Genomic DNA, 20,053 nt, shown 5'->3' on the forward strand with positions numbered 1-20,053 from the left:
CCGCGGCTACGGTGGAGCGCATGGCTCTCGACAGCGGTACCGGAACGATTTCGAACCTGGACGGGGTGGCGGCGCCGATCGCCAAGACGGTGCCCACCGAACGCGTGCATCACGGCGATGTGTTCGTCGACGAGTACGAGTGGCTGCGGGACAAGGACAACCCCGAGGTCATCGCGCACCTGGCGGCGGAGAACGCCTACACCGAGGCACAGACCGCACACCTGGCGCAGCTGCGCGACACGATCTTCGACGAGATCAAGTCGCGCACCCAGGAGACGGACCTGTCCGTGCCGACCAGGATGGGCGACTACTGGTACTACTCGCGCAGCTTCGAGGGCAAGCAGTACGGCGTGCACTGCCGGTGTCCGATCGCGGCCGATGCCGATGGCATCGATGCGTGGACCCCGCCGCAGCTAGAGGCCGGGACAGCGGTGCCGGGTGAACAGGTGCTGCTGGACAGCAACGAGGTCGCCGAGGGACACGATTTCTTCGCACTCGGTGCCTTCTCGCTGAGCCATGACGGCAACCTGCTCGCCTACTCGGTGGACACCGTCGGTGACGAGCGGTATGTACTGCGCTTCAAGGACCTGCGCACCGGGGAGATGCTGCCGGACGAGATCACCGAGACCGCGCCGGGCGCGACGTGGTCGCTGGACGGCACCCACGTCTTCTATCAGACGGTCGACGAATCCTGGCGGCCCGACACCGTGTGGCGGCATCGCCTCGGTGCACCGACCGACACCGACGTGAAGGTCTTCCACGAGCCCGACGAGCGCTACTGGGTGAGCATCACCTCGACCCGCTCGGAGCGGTATCTGATGATCTGGGTCGGCTCCAAGATCACCACCGAGGGCTGGGTGCTCGAATCCGACAACCCCGAGGGCGAATTCCGGGTCATCCTGCCGCGCCGCGAAGGTGTCGAATACTCGGCCGAGCACGCTGTGGTCGGCGGCGAGGACCGGTTCCTGATCCTGCACAACGACGTCGTCGACGGCGTCAAGGCGGAGAACTTCGTGCTCGCCGACGCCCCGGTCGCCGATCCGTCGAACCTGACGCTGCTGATCGGGCACCGCGACGACGTGCGGCTGGAGGACATCGACGCCTTCGCCGACCACCTGGTGCTGAGCTACCGGCGGGAAGCACTGACCCGCGTCGCGATCTGGCCGTTGACCAAGGACGGGTACGGCGAACGGAGCGAACTCGAATTCGATCTGGAACTCTTCGCGGTCGGTGCGGGCGCGAATCCCGAGTGGGCGCAGCCCACCTTGCGCATCGGGCTCACCTCGTTCATCACCCCGGTCCAGGTGTTCGACTACGTGCCCGCCACCGGCGACCTGCTGCTGCGCAAGGAGCAGCCGGTGCTCGGCGGGTACGACGCGAACGACTATGAGCAGCACCGGGATTGGGCGGTCGCCGAGGACGGCACCCGGATCCCGATCTCGCTGGTGTGGAAGAAGAACGTCGCGGTGGACGCGCCGAAGCCCTTGCTGCTCTACGGGTACGGCTCCTACGAGGCCAGCATGGACCCATCCTTCTCCGTCTCGCGGCTGTCGCTGCTGGATCGCGGCATGGTGTTCGCGGTAGCGCACGTGCGTGGCGGTGGCGAGATGGGCCGGCTCTGGTACGAGCACGGCAAGACTCTCACCAAGATGAACACCTTCACCGATTTCGTCTCGTGCGCAAAGCATTTGATCGACACCGGCGTCACCTCGGCGGACCGGCTGATCGCCGACGGCGGCAGCGCGGGCGGCCTGCTGATGGGCGCGGTGGCGAACCTGGCCCCGGAGCTGTTCGCGGGCATCCTGGCGAATGTCCCGTTCGTGGATCCGCTCACCTCGATTCTTGACCCGTCCCTGCCGCTGACCGTCATCGAATGGGACGAGTGGGGTAACCCGCTGGCGGACAAGGAGGTCTACGACTACATGAAGTCCTACGCCCCCTACGAGAACGTCGAAGCCAAGGACTACCCGGCCATCCTGGCCATCACCAGCCTCAACGACACCCGGGTGCTCTATGTCGAACCGGCCAAGTGGGTCGCGAAATTGCGCGCGACCAAGACCGGTGACGCACCGCTGCTGCTCAAGACCGAAATGAGCGCGGGCCACGGCGGCGTCAGCGGCCGGTACGAGAAGTGGAAGGAAGTCGCCTTCGAGTACGCCTGGGTGCTGGACCGGGTCGGCCTCGCCGACGCCTGATCTCCACTGGTGGCCGGTCGCGCTGACCGGCCACCAGTTCCCCCGGCACGCTGCCATAGCGCATTTGTGATGATGCGGAGAGAACGTGTGTCAGGGTGTTCGTCGCACGGTCATCCCACCTGCACGCCCAGTACATCTGCCGCTGGCACCGTGAGTTCATGAACGCTGAGCTGATCGTATCGATTTCCGGGATCAGGGACACCACTCGGGACGCGGCGATCCAGTTCGCCGCCGAGATGGATCAGCGCGGCGTGCCACTGTCGCTGCTCGTGGCGCCCCGGTTGAAAGGCAAGTACCGGCTGGTCGACGACCCCGCGACGCAGGCGTGGCTGCGCGGGCGCCGGGCCCGCGGCGACGCGATCGTGCTGCACGGCTACGACCAGGCGGCGACCAAACGTCGCCGCGCCGAATTCGCCACACTGCCCAGGCATGAGGCCCGGTTGCGGCTCACTGCGGCGGATCGGGTGATGGAGCAGGTCGAGTTGCGCACCAGGCTGTTCGCCGCCCCGCGCTGGGACGCCTCCGCGGGCGCCATCGAGGCGCTGTCCGAGGTCGGTTTCCGGGTCGCGCTCGGCCTGACCTCCATCCTGGACCTGGAACACAATGTGGCGCAGAAGGTCCGGGTGTACGGCATCGGCGAGGGCTTTCGCGCCGAACCGTGGTGGTGCCGGGCCCTGGTGATGGGCGCCGCGCGCACCGCGCGGCGCGGTGGTCTACTGCGCCTTGCGGTTTCGGCCGCACAGTTGGAGCGCTCCGGACCGCACCAGGCGATGCTCGACGCGGTGGACCTCGCTCTGTTCCATGGTGCGCTCGGTCAGGTATACCGCTGGGAGCCGCCCGCCATCGCGCGTGCGGCCTGAAGGACGCCGCGGCGTGGTGTGGTCGGGCACCGCGGCCGGGTGGTGATCGGCACCGCCGAGCGTGGCCGATCGGCGTCGCCGCTCGTGAATGGCGTAATCGGGCGGCGGCGCGCGGCGACAGGCCGGGCGCTTGGCCGAACTCGGGCGACACGGACCGTTCGGTCGACTACATTTCAACCTTCGTACTGATCGGTTTGTGCCACAGTGGACGAGCGGCGCTGCCGCCGCCCTGTCCGGACCGTCTCGGCATCCTTGACCAGGTGTGCGACAACACGAAGAAGTGAGGCGCTGGCAATGACCGACGATTCCCGCACCGCCGAGCTACGCGCGAAGGTGGCCGCGCTCATGCCGCAGGCGAAAACCGATCTGGCGCAGCTTGTTTCGTTCAAGTCGGTGGCCGACCCGCGCCAGTTCCCGCCGGAGGAGTGCGAGCGGGCCGCGCAGTGGGTCGCCGACGCGTTCGTCGCGGCCGGACTGACCAGGGTCGGGCTGCACGAGACGCCGGACGGCAGCAAGGCCGTCATCGCCGCCAATCCCGCCCCCGCTGGCGCGCCGACCGTGCTGCTGTACTGCCACTACGACGTGCAGCCGCCGCTGGACAGCGCGGCTTGGCGCACGCCGGTGTGGGAGCTGACCGAGAAGAACGGGCGCTGGTACGGCCGCGGCAGCGCCGACTGCAAGGGCAATATCGTCATGCACCTGACCGCGCTGCGCGCGCTGGGTCCCGAGCTGCCGTTGGGCGTCATGGTGGTCGCCGAGGGATCCGAGGAACAGTCCACCGGCGGGCTGGAGCGCTTCGTCGAGGCCAACCCGGAGTTGTTGCGCGCCGACGCCATTCTGATCGGTGACTGCGGAAACTTCGCCGCGGGCGTACCGACGCTGACGGAAACGTTGCGCGGCAACGTGAATGTCATCGTCACCGTGCAAACCCTCGCGGGCCCTTTGCATTCCGGCATGTTCGGCGGACCGGCACCGGACGCGCTCGCCGCGCTGATTCACCTGCTCGCCACGCTGCGCGACGAACACGGCAACACCACGGTGGCCGGGCTGCCCAATGATCAGCGCTGGCCGGGTGTGCAGTACCCGGAGGACCAGTTCGGCACCGACGCGGGTGTGCTGCGCGGCGTCGAGTTCACCGGTGACGGCTCCATCGCCGACATGCTCTGGGCCCGACCGGCGTTGACCGTCCTCGGCATCGATGCACCGCCGGTGGTCGGCTCGGCCGCTGCCATCCAGCCGTCGGCACGCGCCAGGCTCAATCTGCGTATTCCGCCGGGCACCGATCCGGTGCAGGCGCACAAGGCACTGGTCGCGCACCTCGAGGCGAACACCCCCTGGAATGCCGAGCTCACCGTCGAACTGGAGGGCAGCGGCGCGCCGTTCCGCTCCGGCAGCGGCGGTCCGGCCCGCGAGGCGATGGAGGCGGCGCTGGCGGCCTCGTACGGCCGCGCGGCCACCACCCAGGGCCAGGGCGGATCGATTCCGCTGTGCAACGTCTTCGCCGACACCTACCCGGCCGCCGAGATCATGTTGCTCGGTGTCGAGGAACCGAAGTGCCTGATCCACGCTCCCAACGAGAGCGTGGATCCCGCCGAAATCGAGCACATGGCGCTCGCCGAGGCGCTGTTCTTGCAGAACTACGCCGAACAACCCTGGTAGCTACCGCGCGACCCGGGTAGCTCCCGCCGCGGACGCGCTAGAACTCGCGCTGGTCTTCCGGTTCCACGACGGTGAATTCCGTACCGGCCGGGCCCATTTCGGACAGTCTGCCGAAGTAGATGCCCTGTGCCTCCGGCGTGATGATGCCGTAGTGGATCGGCAGCGCGGTGCGCGGCGCGACCGCCCGCAGGTAGTCCACCGTCTCGCTGATCCGCATCCACGGCGCCGCCGCCGGAATGGCGAGCACGCCGACCGGGACCGGCGGCACCCACAGCGAGTCGCCGGGATGCACCAGCTGCGCCGGATCGTCCGGGGTGCCCAGCTGGAACACGGTGTTGTCGATGACCGGCAGCTCCGGGTGGATCACCGCGTGCCTGCCACCGCCCCCGGTGATCCGCAGGTCGCCGAGTGTGAGGACGTTGCCCGCGTGCACCGCCTCCCACGGCTCGCCGCGCTGCTGCGCGGTCTGCGGGTCGGCCAGCAGGCGAGCGCCGGGATTCGCCTGGACCAGTGCCTCGATCCGGTTCGGGTCGATGTGGTCGGGATGCTGGTGGGTGATCGCGATGGCGTCCAGACCGGTGAGGCCCTCGAAGCCGTGCGAGAAGGTGCCCGGATCGAACAGCACCTTCTTGCCGTGTAGCTCGACGAGCAGACAGGAGTGGCCGAAGTGAGCTATGCGCATCCAGCCATGTTATTGCGCGACCGGAATTCGGGCACGGAGCAGAATTTTGGCCGACCCCGGAGACGCCGCGGGCAACCTGCACAACTACGCTGCTCAGGTAACCCCCCACCACCACATGAGGAGCAACGCGTGGCACGAGTCGTGGTCGAGGTGATGCCGAAGGCCGAGATCCTGGACCCCCAGGGACAGGCCATCGTCGGTGCGCTCCCGCGCCTGGGATTCGAGGGCATCTCGGATGTACGGCAGGGCAAGCGATTCGAACTCGACGTCGACGACAGTGTCGGGGACGCCGAGCTCGAGCAGATCGCCGAATCGCTGCTGTGCAACACGGTGATCGAGGAGTGGAAGGTAACCCGGCTGCCATGACTGCGCGTATCGGGGTCATTACTTTTCCCGGCACGCTCGACGATGTCGACGCGGCACGGGCGGTGCGGCTGGCGGGGGCCGAGGCGGTCAGCCTCTGGCACGCCGACGCCGATTTGAAGCAGGTCGACGCGGTCGTCGTGCCCGGCGGTTTCTCCTACGGTGACTATTTGCGCGCCGGTGCCATCGCTCGGTTCGCGCCGGTGATGGGCGAGGTCGTGCGCGCCGCGAAGACCGGCCTGCCGGTGCTCGGCATCTGCAACGGCTTCCAGGTGCTGTGCGAGGCCGGCCTGCTGCCCGGCGCACTCACCCGCAACGAGGGCCTGCACTTCATCTGCCGCGACGAATGGCTGCGGGTGGAATCGGCCTCGACCGTGTGGACCTCGCGCTACGAGCCAGGCGCCCAGATCCTGGTCCCGCTCAAGTCCGGCGAGGGCCGCTTCCAAGCCACCACCGCGGTCCTCGACGAGCTGGAAGGCGAAGGCCGAGTGGTCTTCCGCTACGCGGGCGAGAACCCGAACGGCTCACAGCGCGGCATCGCCGGCATCGCCTCCGCCGACGGCCGCATCGTCGGCCTCATGCCGCACCCCGAACACGCCACCGAACCCCTCACCGGCCCCAGCGACGACGGCCTCGGCCTGTTCCTCTCGGTGCTGGACACCCTGGTCACAGCCTGATCGAGCCGATCACTCGCCATCCAACCACCACAGCGCGAGTCTTTCGAGCGCCGTTCGCGGCCCGTCTCGCGTCCGAGTGGCCGAAGCGCATGCGACGCAGTCGCGAGTCTCGGCCGCTCGGACGCGAGGCCCATCCGTCGCCCGACCACCGCCCCTCATCGAATCGCTACGCGATGCTGACATTCAGGGGCCGCGAACACGCCGCGGCCACGCGGCCAAAAACTCAGGTAATTCTGGCGACGATGTCGAACTCGACGCCGTTGGCGCGGGCGATGTAGCCGTGCTGGATGGCCTGGTTGCCTTGGAAAGCGCGCTGCCCACCGGGGGTTTCGAGCAGCACGCCGTGGTCGATCGCGCCGAGGACGTCGGGCACCCGCAGTGAGCCCACCGCGTGCGCGAGCCCGGCCAGTGTGTGGATGGCCTCGTAGGTCATGTTGCTGAAACTGGTGAGTGCGGGCGCGAATTCACCGTGCAGCTTGCGATAGCGCGACACCCGCTCCCGGCCGTCCGGCGTGTGTTCGTCGATGAAGAAGCTGGATGCCGCATAGAAGTTGTGGTTGGCGCCGGGACCGCCGGCCAGCAACACGTTCTCGTCGGCCGCCGGGCTGATCCGCAGCTGGGACGCGGCCCGTCCGGTGGCGGCGAATTGCCGGTTGAACCGGGACACATCCGCGCCGACCATCAGGATCACCACGCCGTCGGCCCGGTCCAGCGCCGGATGGGACAGGAAGTCGCCGAAGTCGGGCGCGCCGAGCGGCACGAACCGCTCGAGCACGATGGCATCCGGGTCGGTCAGGCTGTTGCGGATCGCCTTGGCCGACTCCCGCGGCCAGATGTAGTCGTTGCCGATGATGGCCCAGCGCCGCACGCCGTGCTCGCGCTCCAGCCAGCGCAGGGCGGGCAAAGTCTGGCCCGCCGGGTGCTCGCCGAGCATCAGGACACCGGGGAGTTCGTTGGTCAGACCCTCGTGTCCGGTGGCGAATAAATAGGGCACCCGGCTCGCGGTGGCACGGGCCACCGCCAGCCGCACCGCGGAGGTGTGCCAGCCGGTGATCGCGTCCACCATGCCGGTCGCCAGTAGTGCCGAAACCTCGCTCGCCACCTCGTGCGGCGGACGCCCGCCATCAATATTCGTAGTACGAATTTCGCGCCCGAGAATTCCTGTGCCCCGGTTGATTTCGTCGACGGCAAGCGAAATCGCGGCATCGCAGGAAGGAGCCACGATGCCGCCAGGACCCTGCATCGGAACTATGTTCAGGATCTCGATAGTGCCCTCTGGGCTCTCGCCGAACGCTGACATTCGGTACTCTTCTTCTCGTTCGAGCGAAATTCATGGCAGGCAGGAATAACAATGACGACCATTGTAAGCGGATATTCGACGCTGCATGGTGCGCTGCGTGCCGCGGAACGCGGTTGGCTGCGTCACTTGGATGCCGCACTGTGTGCCAGGCAGCTCACGGCCGACCAGTGGTCGATGTTGTCGAACCTCTCCAGTGAGACCGGCATCACCATGAGCGAGCTCGCGGCCAGGTCACAGCTTGCGCCGTCCTCCGCGACCCGGCACGCGGACTACCTGGCCGAGCGCGGTCTGATCTTCCGGCTCGCGGCCCAGGACGACCGCCGGCGGATCCTGATCGGCCTGAGCAGACTCGGCGCGGAGCTGGTCTCGTCGGTGCGCGCCGAGGAGGCACGGGCGGAGCAGGAACTGCGGACGCGAATCGGTGCGCGCCGCTATACCGAACTCATGCGTTTACTGGAACTGGTTTCCGCGAACCCTGAGTAGGCGGAATTCGTCCGACGATTTTCGAAGTCCGGTACCTCCCCGGCCGCTCGTGCGGCCATCTATGCACGGTGCCAAATGGAATTAATGTGGCCGCCCGTCATAGTAAATCCGAAGTACTGGTAATCCTGAACTTTGCTATGCGCGGCCGCTCTGTGGCGTCTGTGTAGCCGCCGTGGCCGCAGCTCGACAGCAGAGGTGCTCCCGCGTGTCCGAGGCGCTTCGCGGCTCGCCTGGTGCGTCGCAAGCCGTGACTCCTGCCGCGTACTATCGTTCCGCTCGGACCAAGATCTCGATCTGCACCATCGCGCACGTTCGTCTCCGCCGAAACGGAAAGTGGTGTCCGATGCGATTGTTCGGTTCTTCGCAACGCGCGGCCCTGGCGGCAGGGGTGGCGGTCTGTTTCGTGTCCGGCGTGATCACGGCACCGGCGCACGCGGCGACCGTGGGAACGATGATCTCGGTGCTGCCGCAGCCCGAGGGCTGGCGCGGCGTCAGCAATGGCTCGGTCGTCGAATACTGGATGACCGGTTCGGACGGCACCCCGAAACCCGCCAGCGGTGCGGTACTCATTCCGCCCGGTCCGGCACCGCGGGGCGGCTGGCCGATTCTCGCCTTCGACCATGGCAGCTTCGGCCTCGGTCCGGGCTGCGGCGCCCAGTCGGATCCGGCCCGCGGCCCCTGGCCCGAGCTACGTGTGGCCGAGGACAAATTCGTGGCGAGCTTTCTGTCCAAGGGGTTCGCCGTGGTGGCGCCGGACTATCTCGGGCTCGGCCGGTTCGACACCGGCCCGCATCCCTACCTCGAACTGAAGACCGAGGCCACCGCGACCATCGATCTCGTCAGGGCGGCCAGGTCGCACTTTGCCGAGTTGTCCCGGACCTGGGTGGTCCTCGGTGGTTCGCAGGGCGGGCACGCCGCGTTGGGGACCGCCCACCTGCAACGGACCTATGCCCCGGAGCTCGACTTCCGCGGCGCGATCGCGATCGACCCCGCGTCCGACGCGGAGAACCTGCTGCCGATGGCCGGACCGTGGGGTCCCGACCTGCCCAGCGAAGTCGGTCAGGCCCTCACCGTGTTCGTCTCCAGCGTGCTCGCGGGACTGCGGGCCGCCCGGCCGGACGCGAACATGGACAGCTACCTGACGCCGCGCGGCCGGGACGTTCTCGATACCGTCGGCCAGCTGTGCCAGGACCGGATGATCGACCACGTCGGTGCCGTCCGGCTCAGCCAGCTGCTGTCGAAGCCGTTGACCAACAGGCACTTTCACGAGGTGCTCGCCGCGTACCTCGGCCTGCCGACCAGTGGTTACGATGCGCCGATCTTGTTGCTCGTCAACGCGACCGACATCTCGGTACCCTCGCCGCTGCACGCGGCATTGGCAGCCCGTTTCGCCGCCAATCGAGTGGACTATAAGATGATCGTCGGTACGGGCCGGCACCTCCAGATCAACCGGGAGATGCTCGCGGCCATCGATACCTTTCTTGCTCGGATCGAACCCGCCACGACGGGCCAGAACTAGCGTTTCCAGACAGTGGTGCGAGGTGTACCGCGCACCACCGAGTTTCTGTGCGACAAATGCGTGAGTGCAGTGAGATACCGGCCGAACGCGTGGTGCCAGTGCGCGCCGAATCGGCGAAATCTGTAGAAACAGAAGGGTTCCGGTTATGCATGGTCAGTGCGATAAGAAGGTGTGTCGTTGCATCGATAGACGACCGCTATGGTCGATGCTGGTGCCCATGGAATCGACTTCCCCGAGCGTAGAAAGGCGTGGGCCCCGCCGCACATTTGTGGCCGGTACCGCGGTAGCAGGGCTGCTTGTCGGTGTTATGACCGGATTCGGCGCGGTGTCCGCTTCGGCGGCGCCGAGCGTATCCGGGATTCCCACGAACGCGGTGTCCCCGGATGGTTCGCGTATTACCGGTGTCGAACAAATCGATGACCACAGCATCCGGCTCCAGGTGCACTCCGCGGCGATGGACAAGACATTTCCGGTCGACGTCGTCCGCCCGGCCGATAACTCCCGGCCCCGGCCGACGCTCTATCTGCTGAATGGCGCCGACGGTGGCGAAGGCCTGGCGTCGTGGCAGGCGCAGACCGATATTCCGAAGTTCATGGCGGACAAGAACGCCAACCTGGTAATTCCGGTGGGCGGGCCGTTCAGCTACTACGCGGACTGGATCAAGGATGATCCGGTACTCGGTCGCAACAAATGGAAGACATATTTGACCGAAGAGTTGCCACCGCTGATCGATGCGGCACTCGGCACCAATGGCGTCAATGCCATCGCGGGAATTTCCACCGCGGGCACCAGCGTGCTCACGATCCCCATGGCGAAGCCGGGCCTCTACAAGGCCGTGGCCGCCTACAGTGGCTGCGCGCAGACCAGCGACAAACTCGGCACGGCTTTTGTCAAGTCGGTGGTCGGCATGGGCGGCGGCGACGTAGAGAACATGTGGGGCCCACCCGGCTCGCCCGAATGGCTGGAAAACGACGCATACATCAATGCCGAGAAATTGCGCGGAGTGGATCTGTACCTGTCGTCGGGCGACGGCAGCCCGGGCAAATACGACACGATCGACGGACGGGCCGAACAGCTCGGCGGCGGCCGGACCCAGATCGATGGGGACGACAATCAGCTCGGCATCGAAACGCTGATCAATCAGATCGCGGTCGGCGGCGCGATCGAGGCCGTCACCAACTTCTGTACCCGCAACATGCAGCAGCGGCTGGAGTCGCTCGGTATTCCGGCGACTTTCCGCTACGCCTCCGGTACGCATTCGTGGGGTTACTGGCAGGACGAGTTCAAGCGGTCCTGGGCGTTCCTGTCCCGCAGCATGGGTTTGTCGGAGTAGCGAACCTCGGTCGGTCTGCGGTGTTCGTGGCGGGGTCGATGGTTATCTCCGGATAGCCGTCGGCCCCGCTTCGGTATTTCGACGTGTGATACAGCTGCGATTTGTCCGCTGGTTGTCCGAAATGTACTACTCGGTGACTCAGCGAAGATCGGCGCGGCGGCACGAAAATGCGAAGTATAAATAGGTAACATTTACGCCGTTATTCGCCCGATGGACACGCCGCGTTGCTCAGGGACCCGGCCGATCGGCCGTATATCCTGCCTGCATGGTATCTACAGAGCCCCTGATCAACGATGTTTCCGACACGGCACGATGGGCAGCAGCATATCGGGCCATAGAATCGTCCCGAAAAGACGCGCTAATCTGTGATCCATTCGCCGATCGCATGGCCGGACCCAGTGGCTACGAGATAATCAACGCGGCTCCGAAGAAAGTGCGGAGCGGACTCGGCGTCATTGTCCGGACAAAGATCATCGACGACCTTATCCAGGATTCATTGGCGCGGGGTTGCACTCGGGTGCTGAACCTTGCCGCCGGCCTCGACACCCGTCCGTATCGCCTCGATCTGCCCGCTGAGCTGACCTGGATCGAAGCCGACCTGCCCCGGTTGCTCACCGAGAAGGAGCAACTTCTGGCCGACGAGACGCCCAAGTGCCGGTTGGAACGGCATCAGGTGGACCTGTCCGATGGGGCCACCATGCGCTCGTTCCTGGATTCCGCGGTGGTGGATCCCGCCCACACCCTGGTCATTGCCGAAGGGCTCATCCAGTACCTCGAGGACGAGCAGGTGAACGAGCTGGCCGCCGCGCTGCGCGCCGCGAACGTCGCCTGGTGGATCGTGGACGTCATGAATACGACGATGCAGACCGGCATGGAGAAGTCTTACGGAACCATGTTCGAGAATGCGCCGTTCCGATTCGTCTCGGATGATCCGATCGCATATCTGGAAGAACGGGGTTGGGCGGCAACGGACGTGGAATCCGTGTACACCACAGCGCGCCGCGCGGGTCGCCTGCCGCTCAAGATGCGGTTGCTCGCTCCGCTGCTCGAGCCGGACCCTCGCAATACCGCGGGCCGGCCGTGGGCCGGTGTGCTCCGGTTGTCCCCGTCGTGACGTAGCGACATCTGTCGGTGGCCGGGCCGATCGGTGCGGCCACCGGATAGTTCCGGTAAAGCCTGGCATAAACGAAATGCAGGGCCGAGCGTCTGCAGTCGCTCGGCCCCGCATTTTCTAGGTCTGGGTTTACAGCAGGCCCAGCGCGGAGACGGCGATCGCTACGACGGCGCCCAGGCCGATGCCGAGGGGGAGGGTAACGGAGAGCAGCATAATGGTAGTACTCCTTTTTAGTCGGGTGGGTGTGTCCAGTAAAAACGACCTGAATCCGCCTCAGCGGATTCGTGGAATTCGAGAAAAACGGAGTCTGGCGTTCCTCCTGCGTACGCCAGATTCCGAGTTCCCGTCGGCTGCTGTTAGAGCAAGCCCAGCGCGGAGACAACCAGAGCGAGTGTGAGGCCGACGCCGAGGCCGAGGGGGAGAGTAACGGAAAGCAGCACGAGGTACTCCTTCGTTGGTCGGTTGAGTGTGGTCTAGCAAGAGAGATCATGCCAAGTGTGGCCTGGCAGACGTTGAACTGTTCCGGCGTGTCGGAAATTTCGCGACATCTGACCTTTCTAAGCAACCGTTCAATCGCTCGATTTCCACGCTGGACATTCGTTCAACCGGCATCGTCGAAAAGCCGGTCGTGCCAAGGATTACCGGCGGGTGGTGCGGTCGAGCTCAGTAACGGTGGCAGGAGGCCGCGACTTTGCTCATCACCGCGCCCGATTCGGCATTGGCGGCACTGGTGTCGGTCATCGCCTCGATCTGCGCCCGGTGGTTGGTAAGCATCCCGAAAATCGCCGCGCGCTGATCGGCAGGCGCTGAGAGCGTCATTTGCAGTGCTGTCTTGTGGATCGGCGAGGCGTCGAGCTTGGCTGCTGCTTCCGGTGCCACGTCGTGCAGTGCTGTGTCGAACTGACTGAACGAGCATTTCGTCACCAACAGGCCCACCATGTCATCGATCGGATTGGCGGCGGCGGTGCCGGCCCCGAGCAATGCGGTGCCCGCGGAAACCGCGCCGATGGCGAGAGCGGCGATCGTGTATCGGGTTTTACGCATCTTCATGTAGTGACCCTTCGTATAGTTGGTCTGGCTGCCAGGGTCGGTGACCCGGCGGTGATGCTACTCAACAAAGTGCCGACATCACGAGAACGAACCGCGTGGATTGTGTCGAAAGTTCTTGCGCAAGGGACGAATGCGCGATCCGGCGACGTCACCGTGACGAAAGAATGGCGGTACGGAGTACGGTAGGCCGTCGCGTTCCGCGACAGCCTGAGCGGTTGTTGTATTTAGTCGGAAGAATGTGCGGCATAAGCGCATCCGGCACGTCTGCGGGGTGCTCGCGAAACCGCAGGCAAAGAAGTGGATTCACGAGCGCACCGGCCTTTCGGTGTGTTGAGCGGGCGGATCACGTCGTTTCTGGCATGGTGTCGCCGTGCCCTGAGCGGCGTTCGCCGGAGTTCGATCCGGCCGGCCGGGCTGCCTCGTGTACGCGAAGACGATCGTGCGACGAGTGGAAGGTACGAATCTCACGTGTTGGAAATTTCGGGATTGACCAAGCGCTACGGTGACGTTGTCGCGTTGTCCGACATGACGTTCGATGTGCGCCCGGGGGAGTTGTTCGGGTTTGTCGGCTCCAATGGCGCGGGCAAGACGACCACGATGCGAATCATCATGGGGGTGATCGCTGCCGATGCGGGTTCGGTCCGGTTCGATGGCCGTCCAGTGGATCTGGTGACGCGGCGGCGCATCGGCTACATGCCGGAGGAGCGCGGCCTGTACCCGCGGATGAAGGTGGGTGCGCAGCTGCAATATTTCGCTCGGCTACACGGCTTTTCGGATTTCGAGGCGTCGGCCGCCGCACAGCTGTGGATGATGCGGCTCGGTATCGAACAGCGCGCCGACGACGACGTCCTGAAGCTCAGTCTCGGCAATCAGCAACGCGTGCAGCTGGCGACGGCCCTGGTGCACAACCCGGACGTGCTGGTGCTGGACGAACCGTTCTCCGGTTTGGATCCCGTTGCGGTCGACGTGATGAGTTCGGTGCTGCGCGAACGCAGTGCGGACAAGGGCAGCCCGGTGCTGTTCTCCTCGCATCAACTCGATCTGGTCGAACGGTTATGCGACCGTGTCGGAATCGTCCGTAATGGGACCATGGTGGCCTGTGGGGCAGTTGATGAATTGCGCGGTCGCGGACCGGCATTGATCGCCATCGATGCGCCCGGCTTGGACGACGACTGGATCACCCGAATGCCCGGTGTCTCCGTGGACGGACGCGAGGAGTCCCGGTGGGTCCTGCGCCTGGAGGATCACGTCGACGACCATCTGGTGCTCGCCACCGCGCTCGCGGCCGGGCCGGTACGTGAATTCGGCCGGGTACAACCCACTTTGACCGATCTGTTCCGAGACGCGACGGTCGATTCGACGGTCGATGACGCGACGGTCGCGTCCGTAGAGGCGGCGGCATGAGGGAGCGAACCGCCGAGCGCCTCTCGTCGGCGCAGGCGATGCGAATCGTCGCGGCGCGGGAGATCGAGGTCCGGCTCCGATCCAAGGCCTTTGCCGCCATCACAGCCGTCCTGGTGCTCGCCGTCGTCGGCACGGTGCTGCTGTTCCATTTCCTCGACAAGGGCGCGACCGCCGAGGCGGAAAAGGTTGGGGTGACGCCGGATACGGTTCAGTTCCAGCAGCTGCTCGTCGCCGCAGGAGCGGCGTCGGGGCAGCCGATCGAGACCACCGTGGTCGACCGGAACGCCGGTGAGCAGCAGGTCCAGCAGGGCGATCTGACGGCGTTACTCGTCGGCGCGGCAAACGGGCAGCTGCAGGTGGTGGTGAAATCCGCGCTGCCGGACGGCCTGCGCACCGCGTTCGGCCTGGTCGTCCGCCAGGCCGCGATGCATCAGGAAATCACCTGGCTCGGTGGCGATCCGGCCACGGTGGAGCGCGCGATCGCCGAGGCGAAGGTCGATGTGCAACCGCTGCAACCGGTCGACGAGCATCGTGGTGCGCGCGTCGGCATGGCGGCGGTGATCGGTGTGCTCAGCTACGTGATGCTGCTGATCAGTATCCAGCTGACCGGGCAGGGTGTCGTCGAGGAGAAGGCCAATCGCATTGTCGAGCTGCTGCTCGCGACGATCCGTCCGTGGGAGCTGTTGGCAGGCAAGGTGGTCGGCATCGGGCTGGTGACCATCATCCAGGTCGCGGTGGTCGCCGTGGCCGGGATGACCAGCGCCTTTGCCACCGGGGTGCTGGAACTTTCGACCGCGATGGTCAGCGGCGTCGTCGGGTGGGCGATCGTGTGGTATCTGCTCGGCTACTTCCTGTATGCCCTGGTGATCGCGGCGGCCGCGTCGCTGGTGTCGCGGCAGGAGGATCTCGCGTCGGTGGCGGTTCCGATCTCCGTTGTGGTGATCGCGGCCTATCTGATCGGACAGTCCATCGTTCCGGCGGATCCGCACGGCACCTCATCGACGGTGCTGTCGATGATTCCGTTGCTGTCTCCGGTGGTGATGCCGATGCGGGTGGCCTACGACGTGCCCGGCTGGCAGATGACGGGCGCACTGGTCGCGATGGTGCTGACCATCGCGGTGGTGGCCCGGTTGGCCGGTCGGATCTACGGCAACGCCATCCTGCTCACCGGCAGCCGAGTCTCGGTGCGCACCGCCCTTCGCGCGAACGCAAAGTGAAACGTCGATAGACACGCGACCGGACCGGATAGTCCGTTTTGTGACTGGTGTGACTATAACATCGGCGACTGCACCCACTGTCTGTTCGGTCAGGAGGCATCTCGATGGCGTTCGGTCCCCGTCTACGCGATACAGCACTACGTGGCGGCACAGCACTACGTTGCTGCCGACGTGCAGTAGTGATGTGCTGTGTCGCAATGGCCGCGGGGTCGGTCACCATCCCGGCCTCGGCCGCCCCGCCTGCCGAGGCAGCCATCCTGCCGCCGAGCTTGATCGAAGCCTTACGGCGCGACCTCGGCATCGACGCCGACGAATACCTGCACCGGGTCGAGGTGGCGCATCGATTGTCCGACTACGCCAGGTCGGCCCGGATCGCACACCCGGCAGCTTTCGCCGGTATCCGGATGGACGGCGCCCGCCCGGTCGTCTCGCTCACCGACGGGGTGAGTTCCGGGCACGCGCGGGCGGCCGCCGAGGCGGCGGGGTTCACCGTGGAAACGGTCTCCGTCAGCGAGGCCACCCTGCGGGAGCGACGAGCCGCGTTCGAGCGCTGGCTGGCCGGGCAGACCCGCGCGGTCGCCCAGTCGATCTTCGGGTACGGAATCGATGTGGCGCACAACAGTTTCGCGGTGCGCGTCGCCAAAGACATCCAACTGCCCGCCGAGGTGGGGCCGGTTCGATCGATCACGGCGACGATGCCGGAAACGCGGCCCGACAACAGCACCGACGAGGTGCGGTCGATTGCGGCCGAGGAGCCCGACGGCGCCATCGTCGGCGGCCAGTCCTACGCCTTCCAGGTCGACGGCGAGGCCCACCGGTGCTCGTTCGGCTTCAACGCCACCGATGAAAAGGGCAATGCGGTCAACATCACCGCCGGCCACTGCGACCCAAACAACCTTGTCGTGCAGGCGAAGCGAACGCGCGAACCACAGCGCATCTTTACCGTGCGTGGCACCTCCGACGAACGGTACGTGCCCGGTGAAAAGCCGAAGCTGGGCGCCGAACTCGGCTACTTCGACGCGTCCAGCTTCAGCCCGCACGACTACGGGATCCTGCGGATCAACGAGGCGGCCGCGCCGCGGTTCCGGAACAACCTGGTCTCGGCCGGACAGCTCTCGCCGCCGACCCCGTCGATCGTGCCGCCCACGCTGGATACCGGCAGCAGCCCCGGCTCAGCGCCGGAAGCCGCACGGCAGGGTGATGTCGTGCGCATCGACGGCACCGCCGATCCGATCGACGGCAGCGTGGTGTGCAAGGCCGGATTCCGGTCCGGCTACTCCTGCGGCATGGTGCTCGCGTCCGGCCAGACCGCCTGGCTGAACGACGTGCCCGGCCACGGCGATACGCCGGTCCGGTTCGAGGAAATGTTCCTCACCACCCTGTGCGGTCACCAGGGTGACAGCGGCGGTCCGATCATGGCGGGCACCAAGGCGGTCGGCATCAACAGCTCCATCGTCACTACCACCACGCTGTTGGACGGCGCCTGCGGGCACCTGCCGGTGCTGCTCGGTCAGCCGCTCAGCACGGTGCTGCGGGAGCACCCGGGCTTGAAAGTCCGCACCAGCTGATCTGCCGGTGCCCCTAAGATCGCGATCATGCCCGTTTCCGCCACCGCCGCCACCGCCACCGGATTGTGCGCGTTCATCGATGCGTCGCCCTCGCCCTTCCACGTCTGCCGCACGGTGGCGGGCGAACTCGAGGCCAACGGCTTCACCCGGCTCACCGAATCGCAGCCGTGGCCGGCGGACGGCCCGAGCAAGCACTACGTGGTGCGTGGTGGATCGCTGATCGCCTGGGCGACGGCGGACGCGGCGGGCAGCACACCGTTCCGGGTGGTCGGCGCGCATACCGACAGCCCGAACCTGCGGGTGAAACAGCACCCCGATCTGGCGTCGGCCGGGTGGCAGCTGGTCGGCCTCGAGCCCTACGGCGGCGCCTGGCTCAATTCTTGGCTGGATCGCGAGCTCGGCATCTCCGGGCGACTGAGCGTTCTCGACGGAGACGCGGTGCGCGAGCAGCTGGTTCGCATCGACGAGCCGATCCTGCGGGTGCCGCAGCTGGCCATTCACCTGTCCGATGACCGCAAGGGCGTCACGCTCGATCCGCAGCGCCACGTCAACGCTATTTGGGGGGTCGGCCGCGAACCGCGCTCATTCCTCGCGTTCGTCGCCGAGCATGCGGAGCTCGATCCGGCCGCGGTGCTCGGCTGGGAGCTGATGACGCACGATCTGGCGCCCAGCCGGATAGTGGGCCGGGACCAGGATCTGGTCAGCGCGCCTCGGCTGGACAACCAGGGCACTTGTTACGCGGGCCTGCAGGCCTTCCTCGCCGCCGTCGAGGAGCCCGGCGCGGCCATTCCGGTATTCGCCACGTTCGACCACGAAGAGGTCGGCAGCCAGTCCGACCGCGGCGCCCAGTCCGATCTGCTGCCGACGGTGCTGGAGCGGATCGTGCTCACCCGCGGCGGCGATCGCGCCGAATTCCTTGCCACGCTGGCCGGTTCGGTCTGCGCCTCCGGCGATATGGCGCACGCGACGCACCCCAACTACTCCGACCGGCACGAGCCCGCGCACCGCATCGAGGTGAACGGCGGGCCGGTACTGAAGGTCAACCAGAATCTGCGCTACGCCACCGACGCGGTGGGCGCGGGGGCGTTCGCGCTGGCGTGCGCACAGGCGGGAGTTCCATTGCAGCGCTACGTCCATCGCGCCGATCTGCCGTGCGGATCGACCATCGGCCCGATGACGGCCGCGGGCACCGGCATGACGACGGTCGATGTGGGCGCGGCCCAGTTGGCGATGCACTCGGCGCGCGAAATGATGGGCGCCGCAGATGTTCCGGCCTACGCCGCGGCGCTGGCCGCCTTCCTCACGCCCGCCGTCACCGGGCGATAGGTCGCCACCGCCACGACGAACACCGCGAGAGTGGCGAGCACGTAACTGCTGCCGATGAGCTGCTGCCACCAGGCCCAGCCGAGCTCCTTGTCCGCGGCGTGCGGCAGCAACCACTGCGGTCCGATCAGGAACATCAGGGTCAGCGCGCCGACGCAGCCGAGAAACAGCGGGCTGCGCCTGCCGCGCACGATGACGTCCGCGGTCACCACCAGCGCGGGTGCGATCCACACCCAGTGGTGCGACCAGGACACCGGCGAAACCAGCAGCACCACCGCGGCATTCACCAACAGCGCGGCCACCGTGGCACCCGCGTCGATCAGCCTGCGCATCCAGACGGCCGCCAGGGCGATCGCCACCAGGGACAGCGCGATCCACAGCAGGGTGGCCACCGAGTCGGCGACGCCGAGCCGGAAAACCATCCCCTTGATCGACTGGTTACCCGCGAAGTACGGCGGCCCGATCCGGCCGGTATCGGCGAGCGTGTGGAACCAGTACTCGGTCGAATCGCTGGGGAACAGCAGAAAACCGAGGCCGACCGCCGCGATGGCGGAGACGATCAGCGTGCCCGCCGCCTTCCAGTCCTTACGCAGCAGGAAGTACAGCAGGTACCCGCCGGGGATCAGCTTCACCGACACCGCGATGCCGATCAGCATGCCGCGCGGCCAGAACGGCTTGCGCACCAGGCAATCCAGCGTGATCGCGGCCATCAGCACCAGATTGATCTGGCCGAAGCCGAAGGTCTGGCGCAACGGCTCGAACGTCTGCAGCAGCGCGACCGCGCCGATGACGATCGTCAGGGTGCTCAGCCGGGACAGCTCGGGGCGGATCCGCGCGAGCACCACCCACAGCGTGACGGCCAGGCTCGCCAGCGAGGTCACCAGCACCAGCACCTCGGCAAGCAGCAACGGCATCAGCGCGAGCGGCGCGAAGAACAGCGCGGCGAGCGGGGGATAGGTGAACGGTAATCCGATGCCCGCGACCGGCGGCATCGGCCCGTACAGCTCGCCGTCGTCGAGCCAGACCCGGGCGCCGTTGCGATACACCTGTAGATCGATGTACCCGGACCACCAGTGGGCCAGCAGCGACAGGATCGCCGAGGCGATGAACAGGCCGACCGCGATCAGCAGCCAGCGCAGCTGCTCACGGGACATCGGAATGCGTGCCGGGGCGGTCGGCTCGGAGCTCGCGGCGGCGCGCGGGTGCTTCGAGGCAACCGGCTCAGCGGAATCCGCAAACCCCGATCGTTCGTTCACGGGGCCCAGAGTATCGGTGTGCCTCGATGTGACCGCCGTCGGCGCGCGCG

General features: G+C 66.6%; 17 protein-coding genes. 13 read left to right on the forward strand and 4 right to left on the reverse strand.

Features of this window, described 5'->3' with window-relative positions; genetic code table 11:
• Positions 1-20: 20 nt before the first annotated feature.
• From KV110_RS03430 to KV110_RS03440, 3 genes are all read left to right on the forward strand, one after another.
• The gene (locus KV110_RS03430) at positions 21-2,195 is read left to right on the forward strand and encodes a S9 family peptidase (RefSeq protein ID WP_218473351.1); all 2,175 of its coding nucleotides are present in this window, start codon (positions 21-23) and stop codon (positions 2,193-2,195) included.
• A 158-nt stretch (positions 2,196-2,353) separates the two neighbouring features.
• Positions 2,354-3,055, forward strand: a complete 702-nt coding sequence (locus tag KV110_RS03435) for a DUF2334 domain-containing protein (protein WP_218473353.1) — start codon at positions 2,354-2,356, stop codon at positions 3,053-3,055.
• A gap of 294 nt (positions 3,056-3,349) precedes the next feature.
• The gene (locus KV110_RS03440) at positions 3,350-4,714 is read left to right on the forward strand and encodes a dipeptidase (protein WP_218473355.1); all 1,365 of its coding nucleotides are present in this window, start codon (positions 3,350-3,352) and stop codon (positions 4,712-4,714) included.
• 37 nt (positions 4,715-4,751) lie between these two features.
• Here KV110_RS03440 and KV110_RS03445 read toward each other — a convergent pair whose 3' ends face one another.
• Entirely contained in the window at positions 4,752-5,396 is a 645-nt protein-coding gene (locus KV110_RS03445; protein ID WP_218473357.1) for an MBL fold metallo-hydrolase, read from the reverse strand.
• A 129-nt stretch (positions 5,397-5,525) separates the two neighbouring features.
• Here KV110_RS03445 and purS point away from each other — a divergent pair, with 129 nt between their 5' ends.
• A complete protein-coding gene (gene purS, locus KV110_RS03450) occupies positions 5,526-5,762 on the forward strand; it encodes a phosphoribosylformylglycinamidine synthase subunit PurS (RefSeq protein ID WP_040730735.1) in 237 nt (78 codons plus the stop codon).
• The gene (gene purQ, locus KV110_RS03455) at positions 5,759-6,436 is read left to right on the forward strand and encodes a phosphoribosylformylglycinamidine synthase subunit PurQ (protein WP_218473359.1); all 678 of its coding nucleotides are present in this window, start codon (positions 5,759-5,761) and stop codon (positions 6,434-6,436) included. The genes purS and purQ overlap by 4 nt, the downstream gene beginning before the upstream one ends.
• Before the next feature lie 223 nt (positions 6,437-6,659).
• On the opposite strand, the gene KV110_RS03460 is transcribed toward purQ, so the two are convergent.
• Complete coding sequence (locus KV110_RS03460) at positions 6,660-7,736, reverse strand: substrate-binding domain-containing protein (RefSeq protein WP_218473361.1); 1,077 nt, start codon at positions 7,734-7,736, stop codon at positions 6,660-6,662.
• Between the two features lie 51 nt (positions 7,737-7,787).
• Here KV110_RS03460 and KV110_RS03465 point away from each other — a divergent pair, with 51 nt between their 5' ends.
• The 4 genes from KV110_RS03465 (at position 7,788) to KV110_RS03480 (ending at position 12,185) form a co-directional block, all read left to right on the forward strand.
• Entirely contained in the window at positions 7,788-8,219 is a 432-nt protein-coding gene (locus tag KV110_RS03465; protein WP_218473363.1) for a MarR family winged helix-turn-helix transcriptional regulator, read from the forward strand.
• 343 nt (positions 8,220-8,562) lie between these two features.
• Positions 8,563-9,738 (forward strand): lipase family protein, encoded by a 1,176-nt coding sequence (locus KV110_RS03470; protein WP_218473365.1) that lies wholly within the window; start codon positions 8,563-8,565, stop codon positions 9,736-9,738.
• Between the two features lie 307 nt (positions 9,739-10,045).
• Entirely contained in the window at positions 10,046-11,071 is a 1,026-nt protein-coding gene (locus KV110_RS03475; RefSeq protein ID WP_218473373.1) for an alpha/beta hydrolase, read from the forward strand.
• A 265-nt stretch (positions 11,072-11,336) separates the two neighbouring features.
• On the forward strand, positions 11,337-12,185 hold the full coding sequence (locus tag KV110_RS03480; protein ID WP_218473375.1) for a class I SAM-dependent methyltransferase: 849 nt from the start codon (positions 11,337-11,339) through the stop codon (positions 12,183-12,185).
• 663 nt (positions 12,186-12,848) lie between these two features.
• Here the strand turns inward: KV110_RS03480 and KV110_RS03485 are convergent.
• Positions 12,849-13,235, reverse strand: a complete 387-nt coding sequence (locus KV110_RS03485; protein ID WP_218473377.1) for a hemophore-related protein — start codon at positions 13,233-13,235, stop codon at positions 12,849-12,851.
• Between the two features lie 525 nt (positions 13,236-13,760).
• Here KV110_RS03485 and KV110_RS03490 point away from each other — a divergent pair.
• The 4 genes from KV110_RS03490 to KV110_RS03505 all read left to right on the forward strand — a co-directional run bounded on the left by KV110_RS03490 (position 13,761) and on the right by KV110_RS03505 (position 18,750).
• A complete protein-coding gene (locus KV110_RS03490; RefSeq protein ID WP_218478147.1) occupies positions 13,761-14,639 on the forward strand; it encodes an ABC transporter ATP-binding protein in 879 nt (292 codons plus the stop codon).
• Positions 14,636-15,856: an ABC transporter permease gene (locus tag KV110_RS03495; RefSeq protein WP_218473378.1), complete on the forward strand. Its 1,221-nt coding sequence runs from the start codon at positions 14,636-14,638 to the stop codon at positions 15,854-15,856. The genes KV110_RS03490 and KV110_RS03495 overlap by 4 nt, the downstream gene beginning before the upstream one ends.
• Before the next feature lie 197 nt (positions 15,857-16,053).
• Positions 16,054-17,424 (forward strand): S1 family peptidase, encoded by a 1,371-nt coding sequence (locus KV110_RS03500; protein ID WP_218473379.1) that lies wholly within the window; start codon positions 16,054-16,056, stop codon positions 17,422-17,424.
• A 27-nt stretch (positions 17,425-17,451) separates the two neighbouring features.
• Positions 17,452-18,750, forward strand: coding sequence for a M18 family aminopeptidase (locus KV110_RS03505; protein ID WP_218473381.1), 1,299 nt, complete (start codon positions 17,452-17,454; stop codon positions 18,748-18,750).
• Here KV110_RS03505 and KV110_RS03510 read toward each other — a convergent pair.
• Positions 18,699-20,003: a glycosyltransferase 87 family protein gene (locus KV110_RS03510; protein ID WP_218473382.1), complete on the reverse strand. Its 1,305-nt coding sequence runs from the start codon at positions 20,001-20,003 to the stop codon at positions 18,699-18,701. The two genes, KV110_RS03505 and KV110_RS03510, sit on opposite strands and share 52 nt — an antisense overlap.
• Positions 20,004-20,053: the final 50 nt, after the last annotated feature.

The organism is Nocardia iowensis (assembly GCF_019222765.1).
In the GTDB taxonomy this organism is placed as follows: Bacteria; Actinomycetota; Actinomycetes; order Mycobacteriales; family Mycobacteriaceae; genus Nocardia; species Nocardia iowensis.